The organism is Achromobacter sp. CSND-B12 (assembly GCF_052906545.1).
Map to the genome: position 1 here is coordinate 6,622,725 of NZ_JBREGJ010000001.1, position 18,804 is coordinate 6,641,528.

At 68.7% G+C, this 18,804-nt stretch carries 18 protein-coding genes; 12 read left to right on the forward strand and 6 right to left on the reverse strand.

Annotated features, from left to right (window positions below; all coding sequences use genetic code 11):
• The first annotated feature begins 16 nt into the window (after positions 1-16).
• Both msrB and msrA read left to right on the forward strand, forming a co-directional pair.
• Positions 17-514, forward strand: a complete 498-nt coding sequence (gene msrB, locus ACUTAG_RS31045; protein WP_038503644.1) for a peptide-methionine (R)-S-oxide reductase MsrB — start codon at positions 17-19, stop codon at positions 512-514.
• A gap of 33 nt (positions 515-547) precedes the next feature.
• Positions 548-1,234: a peptide-methionine (S)-S-oxide reductase MsrA gene (gene msrA / locus ACUTAG_RS31050; RefSeq protein WP_020927877.1), complete on the forward strand. Its 687-nt coding sequence runs from the start codon at positions 548-550 to the stop codon at positions 1,232-1,234.
• 149 nt (positions 1,235-1,383) lie between these two features.
• On the opposite strand, the gene ACUTAG_RS31055 is transcribed toward msrA, so the two are convergent.
• Positions 1,384-1,506 carry a hypothetical protein gene (locus ACUTAG_RS31055; protein ID WP_255412746.1) on the reverse strand — a complete coding sequence of 41 codons (123 nt, stop codon included), beginning with the start codon at positions 1,504-1,506 and terminating at the stop codon, positions 1,384-1,386.
• 195 nt (positions 1,507-1,701) lie between these two features.
• Here ACUTAG_RS31055 and ACUTAG_RS31060 point away from each other — a divergent pair, with 195 nt between their 5' ends.
• Both ACUTAG_RS31060 and ACUTAG_RS31065 read left to right on the forward strand, forming a co-directional pair.
• Complete coding sequence (locus ACUTAG_RS31060) at positions 1,702-4,527, forward strand: autotransporter family protein (RefSeq protein WP_148318819.1); 2,826 nt, start codon at positions 1,702-1,704, stop codon at positions 4,525-4,527.
• 163 nt (positions 4,528-4,690) lie between these two features.
• On the forward strand, positions 4,691-5,191 hold the full coding sequence (locus tag ACUTAG_RS31065; protein WP_006387192.1) for a hypothetical protein: 501 nt from the start codon (positions 4,691-4,693) through the stop codon (positions 5,189-5,191).
• Positions 5,192-5,257: 66 nt separating this feature from the next.
• On the opposite strand, the gene ACUTAG_RS31070 is transcribed toward ACUTAG_RS31065, so the two are convergent.
• The gene (locus ACUTAG_RS31070) at positions 5,258-5,809 is read right to left on the reverse strand and encodes a Dps family protein (protein ID WP_006387193.1); all 552 of its coding nucleotides are present in this window, start codon (positions 5,807-5,809) and stop codon (positions 5,258-5,260) included.
• Between the two features lie 208 nt (positions 5,810-6,017).
• Here ACUTAG_RS31070 and ACUTAG_RS31075 point away from each other — a divergent pair, with 208 nt between their 5' ends.
• The gene (locus tag ACUTAG_RS31075; protein WP_054443310.1) at positions 6,018-7,274 is read left to right on the forward strand and encodes a M24 family metallopeptidase; all 1,257 of its coding nucleotides are present in this window, start codon (positions 6,018-6,020) and stop codon (positions 7,272-7,274) included.
• Between the two features lie 111 nt (positions 7,275-7,385).
• Positions 7,386-8,033 carry a CerR family C-terminal domain-containing protein gene (locus ACUTAG_RS31080; protein WP_006387195.1) on the forward strand — a complete coding sequence of 216 codons (648 nt, stop codon included), beginning with the start codon at positions 7,386-7,388 and terminating at the stop codon, positions 8,031-8,033.
• Here ACUTAG_RS31080 and ACUTAG_RS31085 read toward each other — a convergent pair.
• Entirely contained in the window at positions 8,030-8,698 is a 669-nt protein-coding gene (locus tag ACUTAG_RS31085) for a TetR/AcrR family transcriptional regulator (protein ID WP_020927882.1), read from the reverse strand. The genes ACUTAG_RS31080 and ACUTAG_RS31085 overlap by 4 nt on opposite strands.
• A 116-nt stretch (positions 8,699-8,814) precedes the next feature.
• Here ACUTAG_RS31085 and ACUTAG_RS31090 point away from each other — a divergent pair, with 116 nt between their 5' ends.
• Together ACUTAG_RS31090 and ACUTAG_RS31095 are read left to right on the forward strand one after the other, a co-directional pair.
• Positions 8,815-9,516: a DAPG hydrolase family protein gene (locus ACUTAG_RS31090; protein ID WP_024069005.1), complete on the forward strand. Its 702-nt coding sequence runs from the start codon at positions 8,815-8,817 to the stop codon at positions 9,514-9,516.
• A 105-nt stretch (positions 9,517-9,621) separates the two neighbouring features.
• Complete coding sequence (locus ACUTAG_RS31095) at positions 9,622-10,794, forward strand: MFS transporter (RefSeq protein WP_446650447.1); 1,173 nt, start codon at positions 9,622-9,624, stop codon at positions 10,792-10,794.
• Between the two features lie 48 nt (positions 10,795-10,842).
• Here the strand turns inward: ACUTAG_RS31095 and ACUTAG_RS31100 are convergent, their stop codons facing one another.
• Complete coding sequence (locus ACUTAG_RS31100; protein WP_006387199.1) at positions 10,843-12,237, reverse strand: aminotransferase-like domain-containing protein; 1,395 nt, start codon at positions 12,235-12,237, stop codon at positions 10,843-10,845.
• Positions 12,238-12,355: 118 nt separating this feature from the next.
• Between ACUTAG_RS31100 and ACUTAG_RS31105 the strand changes: the two genes are divergently transcribed.
• Entirely contained in the window at positions 12,356-13,219 is an 864-nt protein-coding gene (locus ACUTAG_RS31105; protein ID WP_006387200.1) for a DMT family transporter, read from the forward strand.
• 185 nt (positions 13,220-13,404) lie between these two features.
• On the opposite strand, the gene ACUTAG_RS31110 is transcribed toward ACUTAG_RS31105, so the two are convergent.
• Positions 13,405-13,617: a YbdD/YjiX family protein gene (locus ACUTAG_RS31110; RefSeq protein WP_006387201.1), complete on the reverse strand. Its 213-nt coding sequence runs from the start codon at positions 13,615-13,617 to the stop codon at positions 13,405-13,407.
• Between the two features lie 17 nt (positions 13,618-13,634).
• Entirely contained in the window at positions 13,635-15,722 is a 2,088-nt protein-coding gene (locus ACUTAG_RS31115) for a carbon starvation CstA family protein (protein WP_020927887.1), read from the reverse strand.
• 316 nt (positions 15,723-16,038) lie between these two features.
• Here ACUTAG_RS31115 and ACUTAG_RS31120 point away from each other — a divergent pair, with 316 nt between their 5' ends.
• The 3 genes from ACUTAG_RS31120 (at position 16,039) to folE (ending at position 18,755) form a co-directional block, all read left to right on the forward strand.
• Positions 16,039-17,457 carry a cache domain-containing protein gene (locus ACUTAG_RS31120; RefSeq protein ID WP_024069007.1) on the forward strand — a complete coding sequence of 473 codons (1,419 nt, stop codon included), beginning with the start codon at positions 16,039-16,041 and terminating at the stop codon, positions 17,455-17,457.
• Positions 17,454-18,110 carry a response regulator gene (locus ACUTAG_RS31125; RefSeq protein ID WP_006387204.1) on the forward strand — a complete coding sequence of 219 codons (657 nt, stop codon included), beginning with the start codon at positions 17,454-17,456 and terminating at the stop codon, positions 18,108-18,110. Before ACUTAG_RS31120 ends, ACUTAG_RS31125 begins: the two co-directional genes overlap by 4 nt.
• Positions 18,111-18,209: 99 nt before the next feature.
• Positions 18,210-18,755, forward strand: coding sequence for a GTP cyclohydrolase I FolE (gene folE, locus ACUTAG_RS31130; RefSeq protein WP_026383761.1), 546 nt, complete (start codon positions 18,210-18,212; stop codon positions 18,753-18,755).
• Positions 18,756-18,804: the final 49 nt, after the last annotated feature.

Genomic DNA, 18,804 nt, shown 5'->3' on the forward strand with positions numbered 1-18,804 from the left:
CACCGAGGAACTTCCCATGAAACTGACACGCAGGCATTTCCTGGGCGCGAGCGGTGTATTCGCCGCCGCCGGCCTGGCGCCGCTGCTGGCCGGGCGTGGCGCCCGTGCCGCGCAGCCCCGCGCCTATCCCTATGCCCTGAGCGACGCCGAATGGCGCGCCCGGCTGACCAAGGCGCAATACGACGTGCTGCGCCAGGAAGGCACCGAACGGCCCTACACCAGCCCGCTCAACGACGAGCACCGCGCCGGCACGTTCGCCTGCGCCGGCTGCGCCCAGAAGCTGTTCTCGTCGGCCACCAAGTTCGACAGCGGCACGGGCTGGCCCAGCTTCTGGCAGCCGCTGGAACGCGCCGTCGACACGCTGGAAGACCGCAGCTTCGGCATGACCCGCACCGCCGTCAATTGCAGCAACTGCGGCGGCCATCTGGGCCACGTCTTCGACGACGGGCCGCGCCCGACCGGACTGCGCTACTGCATGAACGGCGTGGCCATGAGCTTCACCCCGCAGGCCTGACCTGGGCCGCCTTTTTTTCGAGGATTGCGCATCATGCCCCTTCTTTCCCTCTCCCGCGCCACGCTGGCCGCCGCCGGCGCCCTGTTCGCCCTGGGCTCGGCCGGCGCCGCCGAAACCGCCTTCGTCATTCCGCCGCCCGCGCTCGACGCGCCGGCCGGCGCGGCCCAGGAAAAGGCCGTGATCGCCGGCGGCTGCTTCTGGGGCGTGCAGGCGGTGTTCCAGCACGTCAAGGGCGTCACCTCGGCGGTCTCCGGCTACGCCGGCGGCCAGGCGTCCACCGCCGACTACGACACCGTCAGCGGCGGCCGCAGCGGCCACGCGGAATCCGTCGAGATCACCTACGACCCCAGCCAGGTCAGCTATGGCCAGCTGCTGCAGATCTATTTCTCGGTGGCGCACGATCCCACCCAGCTCAACCGCCAGGGTCCGGACAGCGGCACGCAGTACCGGTCCACGGTGTTCCCGGCCAATGACGACCAGCGCAAAGTGGCCGAGGCCTACATCGCGCAACTGAACAAGTCGGGCGTCTACCCGAAGGCGCTGGCGACCACGGTCGAGCCGCTCAAGGGCTTCTATCCCGCCGAGGGCTATCACCAGGACTACCTGGTGCGGCATCCGTACAGCATGTACATCATGGTGAACGACGTGCCCAAGGTGGAGAACCTGGCCCGGACCTTCCCGGCGGCGTACCGCGACAAGCCGGTGCTGGTGAATCCATAGACGGTCGGCGGCGTTGGCCACGCCTGGCGACGGCATGTCGGCCTGGCGGGCGCCGCCGCATCCGGCCGGCGGCGCCCGCCCGCTGCCACCTCGCGGCAATTCGACAAGCCGGCCAATCCAGCCGGATAAATAATAAAAACGAATGGATTTCAAAAATCCGGAATCAGCAGTTTTCGTGCCTGAAACATAATATCGAATGTATCAATTCCCGCCATTTTGATAATGCGGCCGGTATCCAAAACTCCAATAAAATCAAGGCGGTTGGTATCCATTCATATTGATGACCTCGATTTGGATGGTATCTCGGGGATAATTTTTTATTTTGCAAAAAAGCGGGTATAAATTGCGTCCTTTTTCTACGGGCCAGTCGAATCCATACAAAATATTTCCGCGCACGGAAACCGTATTTCCGCGGGCGGATACGCATGGATTCCACACGCTGGGCCGCGACAAAAAGGATCCCAGTCTTGACTTACCGCACGAACAAGTGGCTGACGGCCACGGTCGCATTGAGTACCTCCTGCTGCGGCGCCGCCATGGCCGCCGACCTGACGGTGACATCCGGCAATACCCAGGTGTTCGACGGCTCGGCCAGCCTGCCGGGCGGCATTGACGTCAACGGCGGCACGCTGGTGGTCGGCGGCAACGGCGGCGGCGCCGGCGTCACCCTTGCCGGCAACGTCAACGCCGCGTCGAACGGCACGGTGTCGGGCTTCGGCACGATCGACGGCAATCTCGACGTGACGGGCGCGCGCGTCGCGCCCGGCTACCCCCTCGGCACGCCGACCGGCGTGTCCAACGGCAACCTCGTCGTCAAGGGCGACCTGTCGATGAACAACGCCGTGTTCGATTTCGAGACCGGCTACGCGGGCCTGCCGATCACGCAACCCGGCACCGGCGACAACATCACGGTCGGCGGCAACGTCGCCCTGAACAACACCACGCTGAACGTGTCGGTCAACACCCTGGGCGTCAACGCCGGCTATTACCGCATCCTGTCGTACGGCGGCACGTTGAGCGGCAACGGCCTGACGCTGGGCACGGTCAGCGGCGACTCGCTGCCGGCCGCGACCATCCAGTCGCTCACCGGCGACAAGCAGATCAACCTCATCCTGGGCCCCAGCACGACCAATCTGTGGAACGGCAACGGCGTGGCGTCGGCGACCCGCGCGGGCGGCGGCAACGGCACCTGGAGCGCCGCCAGCGCCAACTGGAACAGCCCGGCCAATGCCACCGGCGCCCTGCCCGACGGCGGCTACGCCATATTCGCGGGCGCGACCGGCACCGTCACGGTGGATGGCGGCGCCGGCCCCGTGCGCGTGTCCGGCATCCAGTTCGCCACCGACCGCTACACCCTGCAAGGCGCGCCCATCACCCTGGTCGGCAACGGCGGCAATCCGCCGGCCCTGGTGGTTGGCGACGGCACCTATGCCTCCGGCCAGTTCGTCGACACCATCCACAACCCGCTGCAAGGCACGCAAGGCTTCGTCAAGACCGGCCCGGGGTCGCTGATCCTGACCGCCGACAGCAGCGGCCTGAGCGGCCCCATCCTGATCGCCGACGGCGCCCTGGAAATCGACGGCAAGTTGAACGGCCCCGTCGACATCGGCCGCGAAGTCGTGCTGGCGGGCGTCGGCCAACTCGGCGCCACCACGCTCTACCCCACCGCCGTCATCGCGCCCGGCAATGACGGCTCGCCCATCGGCACGCTGACGATCAACGGCAACCTCACCTTCGGCGCGGACACGATCTATCGCGTGCACGCCGACCCGGCCAGCAGCGCGAGCGATCGCATCCACGTCACCGGCATCGCCAGCCTGGACGGGACCGTGGCGCACATCGGGCCGGCCGGCAACTATGCGCCGCGCGCCACCTACAACATCCTGACCGCCGACGGCGGCATCCAGGGCCGCTTCACGGGCGCCTCCAGCGCCTATGCCTTCCTTACGCCCACGCTCAGCTACGACACGAAAAACGCCTACATGACGCTGACGCGCAATGACGTCCCGATCGGCAGCATCGGCAATGGCGGCAACGAAAGCAGCGTGGGCGAAGCCCTCGACAAGGAAGACCCGCCCGTGGCCGGCACTGGCTCGTCGTCGAACGGCACTGGCTCGTCGTCCAACGGCAACGGTTCGCCGTCCAACGGCAATGACGCGTCATCGGGCGGCGGATCGGCCGTCATCGGCAGCGGCAACGCGTCGGTCCAGGGTTCCGGCGCGCGCCAGGTGACGACGGCGGTGCTGTCGATGACGGCGAACGAAGCGCGATCGGCCCTCAAGCTGCTCGCGGGTGAAGCCTACGCGAGCACCGCCTCGGTGCTGCAAGGCCAGGCGGACACCGTGCGCGCGCTGCCGCTGGAGCACCTGCGCGGCAACCTGGACGCGCCCATGCGCGCCGGCCAGCCCACCGCCCAGCTGGGCTCGCCTTCCGCCGACGCCCTGCCGCAAAGCGGCGCCTCGCCGCTCTGGGCCCAGGCCTTCGGCAACTGGAGCACGCTCGGCGGCGACGGCAACGCATCGAGCGTGAAGCAGTCGGCCGGCGGCTTCTTCGTCGGCGGCGACGGCGCGGTCGGCGGCGGCTGGCGCCTGGGCGGCGCGCTCGGCTACACGGGCAGCCACAGCTCGATCGCCGATGCCGCGTCGCGCACCGACGTCGACAGCTACACCGCGACCCTGTTCGGCGGGCGCAACTTCGCGGCCGGCCCCGGCCACGTCCGCTTCATGGCGGGCGCGGCCTACACCTGGCACGACATCGACACCAAGCGCAACGTGGCCGCGGGCAGCCTGAACCAGCAGCTCAAGTCGTCGTATCGCGCCTCGTCGACCCAGGTGTTCACCGAACTCGGCTACCACCTGCCGCTCAATGACGCCTATGCCATCGAACCCTTTGCCGGCCTGGCCTGGAACCAGCTGCGCACGCGCGATTTCGAGGAATCGGGCGGCAGCGCCGCGCTGCGCGGCAAGGGCGGCTCGGACGACGTTACCAGCACCACGCTGGGAATGCGCGGCTCATGGCGCTTCGACTCGCACGGCGCGCCGGGCCGCCTGACCGCATCGCTGGGCTGGCGCCACGCCATGGGCGACGTGAAGCCGCGCCAGGAGCTGGCCTTCGACGGCGGCAGCACGTTCTCGGTGCGGGGCGTGCCGATCGCGCAGAACGCCGCCGTGGTCGGGCTGGGCGCCGAAATGGCCATCACGCGCAACACCACCGCGGGCGTTGCCTACGACGCGCAGTTCGGCGGCGGCAACCGGCAGCAGTCGGGCCTGTTCAAGCTGGCCATGCGCTTCTAGGCCAGCGCCGGCCAGGCCGCGGGCGTCGCGATCGTGACGTCCGCGGCACGCCGCGGCACCGGGCGCGGGCAAACGGCGCCGCCATTGCGCTACAGTGCGGGGGTGCCGCGGGCATCCATGACTGCCGCGGCCTTGAATCCATGCATCCAGGAAAAGCACCGCAGTGAATGACTCCCCCACGCCGGACACCGACGTGTCCGAATACCGCAAGGAACAGACCGCCACGCTGTGGCGCGACGACGGCTGGACCGCGCGCATCATCAAGAACGAGGACGACGACGGCTGGGCCGTCGAGATGACCCTGGACGGGCAGGCCGAACCGGCGCTGGTGGGGCCCTGGACCATGGGCCGCGACAAGAAGAACCCCAAGCCGCTGGACGGCCCCGCGTTCTCCACCCTGGTCAAGACCGCCAACGAAGTCCTGCGCCGCCACGAACAGCAGTTGCACGCCACGCTGCACAAGAGCGTGAAGATCGACGGCGCCAACGGCCGCCTGACGATCAAGCTGGACATCGTTCCGGACGAAGACGAGCCCTACGCCGTGCTCAGCGCCTACGATGAATCGGGCGACGAATTGGCCCGGATCCAGGTTGCGCCGACGTACAAACTGAACGTGCGGCGCGCCCAGGAATGGGCCAGCGGCGGTTTTGGGCGGGACGGCTGACGCCGGGCCCCGCCACATGGAGGGCGCCGGGCGGCGTGAGCGCCCCCGGGCTCTCGCAAGCGCCGCTCAATGGCCGGTGCTGTCGCCCTGCCGGCTGGCCTCGAACAGGAACCAGGTACGCCGCTCGGTCTCGTCGATCCAGTTCTCGATCAGGCTGGAGCTGGCGATGTCGCGATGTTCGTCGGTAACGTTGTGGGCCTCGCGCAGCGTGGCCGCCAGGGTCTTGTTGTCTTCGCGCAGCTCGGCCAGCATGTCGAGCGGCTGCACGTAGTCGGCGTCGTTGTCGGCAATGCGCTGGCTGCGCGAGATATGGCCGATGGAACGCAGCGTGGTGCCGCCGATCTTGCGGATGCGCTCGGCGATCGGATCGGTCATGGCGAACAGTTGGTCGCCCTGTTCATCGAGCAGCAGATGGTAGTCGCGAAAATGCGGCCCGCTGACGTGCCAATGGAAATTCTTGGTCTTCAGGTACAGCGCGAACACGTCGGCCAGCACCTGGTTCAGCACCGCGGAGATGTCGCGGGTGGCGGCGGCGGCCAGGTCGGTGGGGGTCGCCAGCGGACGCTTGCGCAGCGTCTTTGCCGCCTTGGTGGTCTTCTCATTCAGTTTCTTGGCCATGAATCGCAGCTCCTGGAAATGATTCGGAAAACACGCGCGCGGCGCGATCGATCGCGCCGCCACGCCCCAGGGTAATCCCGTACGGGCGCTTTGCCAATGGGACAAACGCAAACCGGCTGCTCGCCGTCGCACCGGGCCTGATAGTCGCCTTGATTCATTCATTTGAATGAATTAATCTGTACATCCCGACCCAAACCAAGGAACACGCATGAACACCCCTCCCGCCCCGCTGTCGCTGGCGGAAAGAAACCGGCGCTGGAACCTGGCCCGCGACCTCATGCGGGCCGAAGGCCTGCAGGCGCTGGTCGTCTATGGCGACCGCGAAGCGGCCGCGCCCGCCGGTTTTTCGCCCGATTGCTATTTCAGCAACGACCGCCCCGGATCGCTGGTGGTCTTCATCGGCGACGAAGCGCCCAGGGTCTATACCTTCGCCTCGCTGATGATCGCCGACCACATCCAGTCGGCGCTGCGCGGCGACCTGCAATGGATCGCGCCGGAACAGCTGTACGTGGGCAAGACGGGCCGCGACGTCGGCGCCTGGCTGGCTGAACGCGGGCTGGACGGCAGCCGCGTCGGCATCATCGGGCTGGAACCCTATCCGCCCTTCTATTTCGACGGCGCCCTGCCCGCGCGCACCCTGCAGGGCCTGGCGCAGGCCTTGCCCAAGGCGGAACTCGTCCCCGTGTACAAAGCCTTCTTCCGGCTGGTATCGGTCAAGAGCGAGGAAGAACTCGCCCTGGTCCGCTACGCCGCCCATATCGGCGAGGCCATGAGCGAAACACTGCGCGCCACGGCCCGGCCGGGGGTCAGCGAAGCCGACCTGGTGGCCGCCGTCACCGCCACCTGCTTCGCCATGGGCGGCTACACCGCCGAAGTGCTGCTGGGAACCGGCCCGGAGTATGTCGGCTGGGGACCGCCCGCGTGGCAGTACCGGTCGCAGCGGCCCCGGCTGCTGCGCGAGGGCGACATCGTGCTGTCGGAGATCTTCGCGCTCTATGGCTTGATGGAAACGCAGCACCAGGCGGCGGTGGCGATCGGCGAGGTCCACCCGGACATCCATCGCGCCGCCGACGTCGCCCGCGCCTGCTATGAAAGCGGCCTGGCGGCGCTGCGCGTGGGCAATACGTTTGGCGATCTGGTCGACGCCATGGAGGCGCCTTTGCTGGAATCCGGCGGCTGGCACGTGCATCCCCTGGTCCACAGCATCAACCCCTACGGTCCGGTGGGCTTCGGCACCGCGCCGGGGATAGAATCCCTGCCCGAGGCCGCGCGCTATCCGCAACTGCGGCCCCTGCCGACCGTGGGCCGGGATCTTCCGCTGCAAGCCGGCATGTGCTTCGCGTTCGAGCCCAACTGCGGCTTCGGGCGCCATCTGGCCAACATCGGCGGCACGGTGATCGTGGGTGAAAATGGCGGCATCGCCCTGAACCGGAATTCGACCCGGCTGATGCTCGCCGACGGCTAGCCTTCGCCGCCAGGATCGCCGGCGCGGACCCAGGCCCTGCTATCCTGGCGCGCGGCCGGGGGGCCTTCCCCGTGCCGGCCCAGGCCGAAGACACGCGAAGCAAGAACGCACATGAGTACATCGACGACTGAATCCCCTGCCACCGAGCGCGCCGCCGACACGCGCGACCGGTTGCTGCGGGCCGGACTGGCCCTCTTCAGCCAGCTGGGCCTCGAAGGCGTGCGCACGCGCCAGCTGGCGCAGGCCGCCGGCGTCAACCAATCCGCCATTCCGTATCATTTCGGCGGCAAGGAAGGCGTCTATGCAGCCGTACTGGAGCAGACGGCGCAAGCCATCGCCGAACGGCTGGACTGGCCGGATGCCGCGCCCCGCACAGCAGCCGACGCGGCGCTGCAACTGGAAGCGATCATGCGCGGCTTCGCGGCCGCGTTGCTGGATTCCGAGGCGTCCGCCGCCCGCAGCCTGTTGCTGGCGCGCGAACAGCTGCAACCCACTCCCAAATTCGAAGCCATCCACGCCGTGCTGTTCATGCCCCTGCACGAAGCGGTGACGCGGCGCGTCGCCGTCATCCGGGGGGAAGCGCCCGACAGCCGCGGCTGCATCCTGCGCGCCCACGCCATTCTGGGACAGGCCATTGTCTTTGCCGTGGCGCGCGAAGCGCTGTTGCGGCGCCTGGGAACCGGCCGCCTGACCCGCGCCATGGTCGCCGAGATCGCCGCCATGGTCGGCGCCACGGCGGTGGCGGCCGCTCGCGACTAGTCCACGGCCGCGCCGGACCTGACCGCGAACACTTCGCCCTGGCCGGCAAACAACGCCACGCAAGCCTGGATGCGATCCGCGATGGAGCCCTGGGGCAGCGGCTGGGCCAGGCCCAGCGCCATCTGCCGCAATGGCTCGGCGATGGTCATGGCCAGCAGCAGGCCGGCCGTCTCGCGCGGCTGCCTGATGCGGATGAAGCCCCGCGCGGCGAGCTTCTCGAACCACGCGGCCAGCATCGCTGTGCCGCGCTCGATGCCATTTTCCTGGTAGACCGCCAACAGCGCCGCGCGCGCCGGAAAGTCGGCGGTCAGCAGCCGGAACATGCCGACGGCGTCGGCCGACAGGGCGCGATCGGCGATCGCCTGCAGCACCCGCGCCAGGGCCGGCAGCACATCGGCGGCGCTGCCGACATCCTGTGCCATCACCGGCTCGAATGTGTCGGTCCAGCCGCGCACCACTTGCGCCACCAGGTCCTCGCGATTGGCCGCGAAGCGGTAGACGGTTTTCTTGGCCATGCCGGCCCGCTTGGCCACCGCTTCCAGCGTGGCCGCGGCGTAGCCCTGGTTCAGCAATAGCCAGGTGGCGGCCTCCAGCGCGGCCGCGCGCAATTCGGCGTCGGGCCGGGCGGGACGGCCGCGCGGCCGCGGCGAGGGGGACGATGCCATGGTCGGGAGGAGCTCCTGTGAATGAAGTGCGATCTTACACGCTACGCTTATTTTGGAAACGAATAACGTTTCTTTATTGTAGAATCCGCCTTCCCCCCCCTCTCGGAGCCTACGCAATGACCTCCCCGCATCCCGACGCGGCGCACATCCGCGCCGACATGGACAGTCTGCTCGACCCCGCGCCGCTCAGGCTCGAGACCGGCATCACCCGGCTGCCCGGCGGCGGCCTGGTGGTGGCCGCGCGCACCGACCTGCACGGCTGCAAGGGCCGCATGTTCGACTGGTGGTTCAAATTCTTCCAGACCACCCAGCACATCAAGTGGTGGCATCCGCAGGACCACGTCGAGCACCGCGGCTGGGACAGCGCCTGGCGCCGGGGTGAAAACTACATCGGCGCCTCGATCCACGCGGTCGAGTCGCTGGCCGACCTGCCGCCGGTGGCGGCCAGGCTGAAGTTCCACGCGCCCGCAGAGGCCTTCGACGCCGAGCGCTTGCGCGCGGCGCAGGACAGCCAGGACGTGTCGGCGGCCGTCTATGCGCGCATTGGCTTTGGCGACCACGTCCAGCTCGACCCGGACGGTGATCCGATGGACGGCCAGATGATCCACCTGACGCGCGACACGCCGTTCGGCTGCGTGCTGCGCAGCCGTTTCTACCTGGGGCTGTCGGGCGAACGGCCGGAACAGGCCGTGCCGGACGCGCTGGGGCTGAACCTGCTGCGCCACTGTTATACGGAGTTCACCTTCCTGTCGCGCTTCCTGCCGTCGCTCTATTACGGCGAGCACGCCAACGGCGAGGCGGCGCCCCTGCCCTGGTAGCGCCGCCGCGCCCCGGGCGGGAGGGATCGCCGGCGCCGCCAAGCCGGCCCGGCGGAAGGAGTATGCTACGGCGCTTCACAACGGCCACACTCCCGTCACATCGCTATGCGCGGCAACCCCGACGCCCGGCAAGGCGCTATCGCCCTGCATGGGTTCTACTTCCTGTACTACGGCTTGCAGGGCGTCAGCATTCCCTTTCTTCCGCTGTGGTTCGCCGGCCGCGGACTCGATCCGGCGCTGATCGGCCTGATCGTGGCGACCTCGTTCCTGCCCAAGATCCTGTCCACCCCGGTGGTGGCGCACGTCGCCGACCAGCGCGGCGGCGCGCATGGCCTGATCTTCGCCGCGCTGGCCGCCTCGCTGGCGCTATTCATCTGCTATCCGTTCAGCCAGGCGCCCGCCTGGCTGTTCGGCGTCACGCTGTTGCTGAACGCCGTGTTCCCGGCGGTGCTGCCCCTGCTGGACCGCATGGCGATCGCCAGCGGCCGCGGCCAGGGCAACTCCTACACCATCATCCGCGCCTGCGGCTCGCTCGGCTTCGCGTTGGTGACGGTGGCCGGCGGCTACCTCATCAAGACCTTCGGCGCCGACTGGGTGATGTGGCTGTCGATGCTGCTGATCGTGGCCTCCCTGGCCTGCGTGCGCCTGCTGCCCCGGGCGGCCCGTCCCGCCGCCGACGAGGCGCCCGCCGAGCGCGTGCGGCTGCCGATGCGCGAGATCCTGCGCGACCGGCCGCTGCTGCTGTGCATCGGCGCCGCCTCGCTGGTGCAGGCCAGCAACGGCTTCCTGTATTCGTATTCCACGCTCTACTGGACCGATCGCGGCCTGTCGACGGCGCTGATCTCGATGCTGTGGGCGGTGGGCGTGGCCAGCGAAGTGCTGTTTTTCTTCCTCGCGCCCAAGGTGCTAGCGCGGGTCGGCGCGCAGTGGCTGATCCTGGTTTCGGCCGCCATGACGGCGCTGCGCTGGGCCGGCCTGTCGGCCACCACCGACCCGGCCTGGATCGCCGCGCTGCAGCTGCTGCAATGCTTCACGCTGGCGGGCAACAACGCCGCCATCATGTGGTACATCGCGCGCCGCGTGCCGGCGGCCTGCAAGACCTCGGCCATTGCGCTGTACGCGCTGCTGTCGGGCGGCGTGTTCATGTTCGGCAGCATCCAGCTGGGCGGCGCGCTGTATCGCGCCTACGCGCCGGGCGGTTTCCTGGTGATGGCGCTGTGCGCGGCCTGCGCCATTCCGCTGGTGCTGGCGGCGGAAAAGCGCGCGCGGGCGGCCTGAGGCCGGGCCCGCGTCGGGCAGCCGCGCGGCGCGAGCCGCCCGGACCGCTCAGCCCGCCCGGCTGCCCTCCAGCGCCCGCGCCAGCGTCTCGAACACGCGCGGATCGCCGGACTGCGCGACGTTGAACCGCAGGCAGTCCCCGGCGCTCAGCGACACGCTGAAGGCGTTGCCCGGCGCCAGCACCACGCCTTCGCGCAGGCAGGCGCGCGCCACCGTCGCCGCGTCGACGCCGGCCGGCAGGCGGCACCACAGGAACATGCCGGCCTTGGGCGCGAGCCACGGCACGATGCCCAGGGCTGCCAGGCGCGCGGTGGTCCGTTCGCGTTCCTCGGCCAGCCGCTGGCGCACCCATTCCATGTGCTTGCGGTAGCCGCTGTCGGTCAGCGTGCGGAACACCACGTCGGCCGCCAGGCGCCCGCCACCGAAGGTGGTGGCGATCTTCAGGTCGGCCAGGCTGTCGATCCAATCGGCCCGCGCCGCGATGAAGCCGCAGCGCAGCGAAGCCGACACCGTCTTGGAGAAACTGCCGATCTGGATCACGCGCGACAGGCCGTCGAAGGCCGCCAGCCGTGGCGCGGGCGCGTTCTCGAAGTCGGCGAAGATGTCGTCTTCCACGATCACCAGCCCGGCGCCGTCGGCCGCCTTGAGCAAGCGGTGCGCCACCAGCGGCGACAGCGTCGCGCCGGTGGGGTTGTGGATGCCCGAGTTGGTGATGTACAGGCGCGGGGCATGCTCGCGCAGCGCCGCCTCGAAGCGCGCCACGTCGGGGCCTTGCGCCGTATAGGGCACGCTGACCACGCGGGCGCGGTGCGCCTTGAGCAAGGCATGGAAGTTGAAATAGCAGGGATCGTCCACCAGCACGGTATCGCCCGGCTCCAGCAGGAAGCGGCAGATCAGGTCGATGGCCTGGGTCCCGGACTCGGCCAGCATGACCTGTTCGGGCGTGGTCTCGATGCCGGCGGCGGCCAGGCGCCGCGACAGCACCTGGCGCAGGCCCGGGTGGCCCAGGGGCGTGGCGTACTCGGTCAGCGCCAGGGAATCGGCCTTGGCCAGGGCGCGCAATGCGCGGCGGATGCCCGCCTCGTACATCCAGGCGCTCGGCAGCCAGCCGCAGCCGGGCCGCAGCGCGTCGGGCGCGGCCTCCAGCGACTGCCGCGACACCCACAGCGGATCGATCTCGCGGTCGAGCCGCGGGCCGATCTCGGTCAGCGCCAGCGGCGCCACCGGGCCGGCGACGTAAAAGCCCGAGCCGGGCCGCGACGTGATGCTGCCTTCCGCCGCCAGGCGTTCATACGCCTCGACCACCGTCGATACCGACACCCCCATGGCGCCCGCCTGCGCCCGCACCGACGGCAGGCGCGCGCCCGGCAGATAGGCGCGCGCCGCGATGCGCGAGCGCACCTGCGCCATGACCGCCTCGATCCGCGTGCCGCCTTGTTTCATGGCTTCCCCTTCCACCGTACTGGACCGTATTGCATAACAGTTATTTTGAATTGTACTGGACTGTCTATAGGGAAAACGAGCAGGAAATGCTTCACTGGCGTTTTGACCGGAGCGGTACATGGACAAGGCAACAAGCGGCTGGATCAATGGTTTCATCGGCGTGGCGATCTTTGCGGGCTCGCTGCCCGCGACGCGGGTGGCGGTAGCGGAACTGGACCCCATCTTCCTGACCTGCGCCCGCGCCGCCATTGCCGCCGTGCTGGGCTGGACCCTGCTGTGGCTGCTGCGCCAGCCGCGGCCTGGGCGCGCCCAGTTGCCCGCGCTGGCCCTGACGGCGTTGGGCGTGGTGCTGGGCTTTCCGCTATTGACGGCGCTGGCGCTGCAGCACGTCACCTCGGCCCATTCAATCGTGTTCCTGGGGCTGCTGCCGCTGTCCACCGCCATTTTCGCGGTACTGCGCGGCGGTGAACGCCCGCGGCCGGCGTTCTGGATGTTCTCGGTGGCGGGCGCGGCCTTCGTGGTCGGCTACGCCTTGATGGGCGGCCTGGCTGTTTCGCTCAAGGGCGACCTGCTGATGCTGGCGGCCATCGTGGTCTGCGGCATGGGCTACGCCGAAGGCGCCAAGCTGTCGCGCACGCTGGGCGGCTGGCAGGTCATCAGCTGGGCCCTGGTGCTGTCCTTGCCGGTGATGCTGCCGCTGGCGCTGTTCACCCTGCCGCCCTCCTTCGCCCATGTCAGCGCGGCCGGCTGGATCAGCCTGGCCTACGTGTCGCTGTTCAGCATGCTGATCGGCTTCGTGTTCTGGTACCGCGGGCTGGCCCAGGGCGGAATCGCCGCGGTGGGCCAGCTGCAGTTGTTCCAGCCGTTCATGGGCCTGGGCCTGGCGGCGCTGCTGCTGCACGAACAGGTCAGCTGGAGCATGTTGCTGGTGACGCTGGCCGCCGTGATCTGCGTGGCCGGAGCCAAGAAGCACGCGCGCTAGCCGCTGGCGCCGCCCCCGGCGGCCACGACTCGCCAGTGGCAGCCGCGCCCGCGGCCACTGCCGGCAAGACGCGGTCGGCGGAACCTGGGCGGCAGACAGGGGCGGCAGACACACTTGGCCAAAGAAAAAGGCGCCGGACAAAGCCGGCGCCTTTTGCATGGCGGCCGCAAGCGGCGCGCGTCCCCTCAGCAGCAGCCGATGCGCTTCTTGCCGCCGTAGCGGGCATCCTGGCGCTCGCGGAAGAACGCCTCGTAGCTCATCGGCTCCTGGTCGGGGTGGGTGCGCCGCATGTGCTCGACGTAGTTCTCGTAGTCGGGCACGCCGACCATCAAGCGCAGCGTCTGGCCGAGGTAGCGGCCGGCGGCGCCGGCCGCCGAGGTCATGTTGGAAAACAGCATGGCGGCGCCTCCCGGGCTCAGTCCGCGCCGGCGGCCGCGGCGGCCGGCAGGGTTTCGTAGGGCGTCTCGCGCGCGGTCGGCTGGTTCTCGGCGCGGGCGCGCATGACCGACCGGATGCCGAACAGCACCGTGCTGATCACCACGAACATGAAGATCGCGCACAGGCCGGCGTTGATGTAGTCGTTCATCACGACGCGCGACATTTCCGCCAGCGACTTGGCCGGCGCCAGCACCTTGCCTTCGGCGATGGCGGCGTTGTACTTGGCCGCGTGCGACAGGAAACTGACCTTGGGGTCGGCGTGGAACACCTTCTGCCAGCCTGCGGTCAGGGTGCACGCCAGCAGCCACAGCGTCGGCAGCACGGTGACCCAGGCGTAGCGGTCGCGCTTCATCTTGAACAGCACCACGGTGCCCAGCGTCAGCGCGATCGCGGCCAGCATCTGGTTGGCGATGCCGAACAGCGGCCACAGCGTGTTGATGCCGCCCAGCGGGTCGACCACGCCCTGGTACAGGAAATAGCCCCAGGCCGCCACGCACAGGCCGGTGGCGATCAGGTTGGCGGGCAGCGACTCGGTGCGCTTGAGCGACGGCGCGAAGGTGCCCAGCAGGTCCTGCAGCATGAAGCGGCCCGCGCGGGTGCCGGCGTCCACGGCCGTCAGGATGAACAGCGCCTCGAACAGGATGGCGAAGTGGTACCAGAACGCCATCATGCTGGGGCCGCCGATGGCCTGGTGCAGGATGTGCGCCATGCCCACGGCCAGCGTCGGCGCGCCGCCGGCGCGCGAGATGATGGTGCTTTCGCCGACGTCCTTGGCGGTCTGCACCAGGTCGGCCGGGGTGATCACGAAGCCCCAGCTGGACACCACCTGGGCGACCTGGTCGGGCGTGGTGCCGATGACGGCGGCCGGGCTGTTCATGGCGTAGTAGATGCCCGGCTCGATGACGCAGGCGGCCACCAGCGCCATGATGGCGACGAACGATTCCATCAGCATGCCGCCGTAACCGATGTAGCGGGCCTGGGTTTCGTTCTCGATCAGCTTGGGCGTGGTGCCCGAGGAGATCAGGGCATGGAAGCCCGACACCGCGCCGCAGGCGATGGTGATGAACAGGAACGGGAACAGGTTGCCCGACCACACCGGACCGGAGCCGTCCACGAACTGCGTCAGCGCCGGCATTTTCAGCTCGGGCGCGACCACCACGATGCCGATGGCCAGGCCGACGATGGTGCCGATCTTCAGGAAGGTCGACAGGTAGTCGCGCGGGGCCAGCAGCAGCCACACCGGCAGCACCGAGGCGATGAAACCGTAGATGATCAGGATCCAGGTCAGGCCCTTGCCGTCGAAGTCGAACATCGGGCCGATGACCGGATGCGCGGCCACGTCCTGGCCGAAGGTGATTGCCGCCATCAGGCCGACGAAGCCGATGATGGAGACCTCGCCGATCTTGCCCGGACGGATGTAGCGCAGGTACACGCCCATGAAGAGCGCGATGGGAATGGTGGCGGCCACCGTGAAGGTGCCCCACGGCGAGTGCGTCAGCGCCTTGACCACGATCAGCGCCAGCACCGCCAGGATGATGACCATGATCATGAAGGCGCCGAACAGCGCGATCACGCCCGGGACCTTGCCCAGCTCTGACTTGACCAGGTCGCCCAGCGAACGGCCGTCGCGGCGCGTCGAGATGAACAGGATGGTGAAATCCTGCACGGCGCCGGCGAACACCACGCCGGCCAGGATCCACAGCATGCCCGGCAGGTAGCCCATCTGCGCGGCCAGCACGGGGCCGACCAGCGGGCCGGCGCCGGCGATGGCGGCGAAGTGGTGGCCGAACAGCACGTGCTTGTTGGTCGGAACGTAGTCCAGGCCGTCGTTGTACTTCCAGGCCGGCGTCATGCGCGTCGGGTCAAGGCTGAACACCTTGTTGGCGATGAAGCGGCTGTAATAGCGGTATGCGATCAAGTACACGCAGACGGCGGCGATCACCACCCATAGCGCGTTGATGGTCTCACCCCTGGCCAGCGCCACGGTGCCGAGCGCGAACGCGCCCAATACCGCAACCGCCAGCCAGACCAGGTGCTGACCCAGTCCCTTACTGCTGGTATGCATAAGTGCTCCTCTTGCCTCCCGCCATGCTTTTGGCGTGCAACGCTTTTTTCGTCCCGCGGGTGGGCAGACTCGTTGTTGTAGGGTGGCGGACGCAGGCGTCCGCGCGGCGTCCGGTCGACGCGGGCGTTAGTATTTCGGTTTGGCCTGGCCGCAACAAGCGCGAAACTACGCAAGCCCTCTACGTATTACTACCGAATGCGCCGCAGCATATTTGCCGCCGCGATCGTAAAATCGACCGCAAACCCGCATGAGTTGCGTGGCCCCATTCTCTTGATGCACCGCAACACGCGCAATCCGCGCTGATACAAATCCCCTGATGAAGCTGCGTCTGAAAATCCTGCTGCTGGCCGCCGTCCCCCTGCTGGTGGCGCTGGCGGCCATTGCCGTGGCCGTCTACGTGCAGGGCCTGCAACTGGCGCAGCGCGAAAAAGAGGTGGTGGAAAGCGCCTGGCTGGGCAGCAAGGAAAGCGAGCTGCGCCACTATGTCAGCCTGGCCTACAGCGCCATCGCCCCGCTGCAGGACGCCAGCGACGGCGACGCCGCCCGCGAGCGCGCGCTGGCGCTGCTGGCGCAGATGGAATTCGGCCACGACGGCTATTTCTTCGTCTACGACCTGCAAGGGCGGAACCTGATGCACCCGCGCCAGCCCGAACTGGTCGGCCGCGACCTCTGGAACCTGCGCGACACCCACGGCCAGCCGGTGATCCAGAACCTGCTGACGGCCGCCCGCCGCGGCGGCAGCCAGGGCGAGGCGGTGCACTACCAGTGGGAAAAGCCCTCGACCCACCAGATGGTGGAAAAGCTCGGCTACGTGGTGGTGCTGGAACGCTGGGGCTGGATGCTGGGCACCGGCATCTACCTGGACGACGTCGAACAGACCCTGGCGCACATCGACGCCGCCGCCCAGTCCAACATCCGCAACATGTTCGCCTGGGTCGCCGGCATCGCCGCCGTCTCGATCCTGGGCGTGGCCGCCTGCGGCCTGGCGCTCAATATCAGCGACCACCGTCAGTCCGACGCCAAGCTGCGGCTGATGGCGCAGCAGCTGGTGCGGTCGCAGGAAGACGAACGCGCCCGCCTGTCGCGCGAGCTGCACGATGGCATCAGCCAGGTGCTGGTGTCGATCAAGCTGGCGCTGGAAGCCGCGCGCGAACGGGTACGCCAGGCCCTGGGGGCCGAGCCGCGCGCGCTGGCGCACATCGACACGCCATTGGGCAGCGCGCTCGATCGCCTCAATACCGCGGTGGGCGAAGTGCGGCGCATCTCGCACAACCTGCGCCCGACCCTGCTGGATGACCTGGGCCTGCCGGCCGCGCTGGAGCACCTGGGCCGGGAATTCGCCGGCGCCAGCCAGGATGGCGCGGCGCCCCTGACGGTGCGGCTGGCCACGCAGGGCCGCCCCGTCAAGCTGCCCGACGCCTACGCCACCGCCCTGTTCCGCGTTACCCAGGAGGCCCTGACCAACGTCGTGCGCCACGCCGGCGCCCGCCGCGCCGACCTGACGCTGGCATACACCGAACGCGACCTGCGCCTGACCATCCATGACGACGGCCGCGGCTTCGACTACGCCGAAGTGCAGCAGGATCCGCGCCGCGGCATCGGCCTGCGCAACATGCGCGAACGCATGACCGCGCTGTCCGGCAGCCTCAGTTTCCATACCTCCGACCAGGGCACCACCCTGCAGGCCTGGCTGCCCTTGCCGCCGCCCACCCCCGACGTTTCCAGACCCGCATGACCGACCCTGGCTCCCCCATCCGACTGCTGCTGATCGACGACCACCCGCTGGTGCGCGACGGCCTGCGCCTGCGCCTTGAGACCGTGCCGCACCTGCAAGTGGTGGGCGAAGCCGGCAACGCCGCCGCCGCCCTGGCCTTCCTGCAGGCCTGCCTGGCGGAGGACCCGCTGGGCGGCACCCTGCCGCAATTGGTGCTGATGGACCTGAACATGCCGGGCGTGGGCGGGCTGGAACTCACCGCGCAACTGCATGAACGCTATCCGCAGATCGCGGTGCTGGTGCTGTCGATGCACGACAACGCCGAATACATGGTGCAGGCGGTGCGCGCCGGTGCCCGCGGCTACCTGCTCAAGGACGAGCCGGCCCAGGAGATCCTGGCGGCCATCGACGCTGTCATGACCGGCCGCACCTACTTCAGCGCCGCCGTGTCGCTGCGCCTGTCGCAGGCCAGCGCGCCGGCCACCCTGCTGACCCAGCGCGAGCGCGACGTGCTGCGCCACATCGCCAGCGGCCACGCCAACAAGCAGATCGCCCAGGCGCTGGGCCTGTCGGTGCGCACCGTCGAAACCCATCGCCTGAACATCAAGCGCAAGCTGGGCATCGACGGCCAGGCCGAACTGATCAAGTACGCGGTCGAGAACCGCGGCGTATAACCCCTCCATCCGTCGGGTTTCCGGCTGCGAAGCCGGCCCGCGCTGGAGTAGACTTGCGTGTTCATCGCCATCGCCGGCGCGCAGCCCCCAGGAGTTCCCATGTCATTGGAAAGTCACTACACCGCCATTCTCGAAGCACTGGGGGAAGACCCATCCCGCGAAGGCCTCGCGGACACGCCGGCGCGCGCGGCCAAGGCCATGCGCCACCTGTGCCGCGGCTACAACCAGAACCTGGAAGAGATCGTCAACGGCGCCCTGTTCACCTCCGACACGCGCGAGATCGTGCTGGTCAAGAACATCGAGCTGTATTCGCTCTGTGAGCACCACATGCTGCCCTTCATCGGCAAGGCGCATGTGGCCTACCTGCCCAACGGCAAGGTGCTGGGCCTGTCCAAGGTGGCGCGCATCGTCGAGATGTACGCCCGCCGCCTGCAGATCCAGGAAAACCTCAGCCGCCAGGTGGCCGAGGCGGTGCAGTCCGTCACCGGCGCCGCCGGCGTGGCCGTGGTCATCGAAGCCCAGCACATGTGCATGATGATGCGCGGCGTCGAAAAGCAGAATTCGTCCATGGTCACGTCGGTGATGCTGGGCGAATTCCACGACAACCCGTCGACCCGCGCCGAGTTCCTCAGCCTGATCCGCTGAAGCGCGCCTGGCGCCGCCCGGGAATGGCCGGCCCCTCCGGGGCCGGCTT

Coding starts and splice junctions, on each gene's coding strand:
- msrB (WP_038503644.1), top strand. CDS start 17: ATGAAACTGACACGCAGGCATTTCCTGGGCGCGAGCGGTGTATTCGCC.
- msrA (WP_020927877.1), top strand. CDS start 548: ATGCCCCTTCTTTCCCTCTCCCGCGCCACGCTGGCCGCCGCCGGCGCC.
- ACUTAG_RS31055 (WP_255412746.1), bottom strand. CDS start 1,506: ATGGATACCAACCGCCTTGATTTTATTGGAGTTTTGGATACCGGCCGC.
- ACUTAG_RS31070 (WP_006387193.1), bottom strand. CDS start 5,809: ATGGCCAAGAAACTGAATGAGAAGACCACCAAGGCGGCAAAGACGCTG.
- ACUTAG_RS31075 (WP_054443310.1), top strand. CDS start 6,018: ATGAACACCCCTCCCGCCCCGCTGTCGCTGGCGGAAAGAAACCGGCGC.
- ACUTAG_RS31080 (WP_006387195.1), top strand. CDS start 7,386: ATGAGTACATCGACGACTGAATCCCCTGCCACCGAGCGCGCCGCCGAC.
- ACUTAG_RS31085 (WP_020927882.1), bottom strand. CDS start 8,698: ATGGCATCGTCCCCCTCGCCGCGGCCGCGCGGCCGTCCCGCCCGGCCC.
- ACUTAG_RS31090 (WP_024069005.1), top strand. CDS start 8,815: ATGACCTCCCCGCATCCCGACGCGGCGCACATCCGCGCCGACATGGAC.
- ACUTAG_RS31095 (WP_446650447.1), top strand. CDS start 9,622: ATGCGCGGCAACCCCGACGCCCGGCAAGGCGCTATCGCCCTGCATGGG.
- ACUTAG_RS31100 (WP_006387199.1), bottom strand. CDS start 12,237: ATGAAACAAGGCGGCACGCGGATCGAGGCGGTCATGGCGCAGGTGCGC.
- ACUTAG_RS31105 (WP_006387200.1), top strand. CDS start 12,356: ATGGACAAGGCAACAAGCGGCTGGATCAATGGTTTCATCGGCGTGGCG.
- ACUTAG_RS31110 (WP_006387201.1), bottom strand. CDS start 13,617: ATGCTGTTTTCCAACATGACCTCGGCGGCCGGCGCCGCCGGCCGCTAC.
- ACUTAG_RS31115 (WP_020927887.1), bottom strand. CDS start 15,722: ATGCATACCAGCAGTAAGGGACTGGGTCAGCACCTGGTCTGGCTGGCG.
- ACUTAG_RS31120 (WP_024069007.1), top strand. CDS start 16,039: ATGAAGCTGCGTCTGAAAATCCTGCTGCTGGCCGCCGTCCCCCTGCTG.
- ACUTAG_RS31125 (WP_006387204.1), top strand. CDS start 17,454: ATGACCGACCCTGGCTCCCCCATCCGACTGCTGCTGATCGACGACCAC.
- folE (WP_026383761.1), top strand. CDS start 18,210: ATGTCATTGGAAAGTCACTACACCGCCATTCTCGAAGCACTGGGGGAA.